Below are 347 nucleotides of genomic sequence, written 5' to 3'. Positions count from 1 at the left end.
GGTGCGGCGATGGCGTCCAAGGCGATCGAGTCCGGCCGCCCCGCCGGCCTGTACCGGGCGATCACGTGGGGTTCGGCGCTCGCCGCCGCGGCGCTCAACGTGGCGCACACGATCCACCGGAGCGTTCCGCTCGCGGTCGTGCTCGGGATCGCGTCGATGCTCGGCGTGCTGCTCTGGGAGTCCTACGCACACAGCCAAGCCGAGCACGCCGGCGGGAAGACCGGCGCGCAACTGCGCGCCGAGCTGTACCGCACCGCGCGGTTCCGTCGGGTGAGTCGACGCATGCGCGACCTGCTCGCCGCAGTGCCCGGGTTGACGGAGGATGCGGCGTGGATCGTGGCGTGGCG

At 73.2% G+C, this 347-nt stretch carries 1 protein-coding gene; it reads left to right on the top strand.

The genetic code is table 11. The annotated features are described in order from the left end of the window. A partial coding sequence (locus GT354_RS06040) for a hypothetical protein (RefSeq protein ID WP_161355138.1) occupies window positions 1-347 on the top strand: 347 nt, incomplete at both ends.

The sequence above is a fragment of the Streptomyces sp. SID3343 genome (genome assembly GCF_009865215.1).
In the GTDB taxonomy this organism is placed as follows: domain Bacteria; phylum Actinomycetota; class Actinomycetes; order Streptomycetales; family Streptomycetaceae; genus Embleya.
The sequence above is the reverse complement of the archived record's forward strand: the minus strand, read 5'-3'. Positions and strand labels throughout refer to the sequence as shown.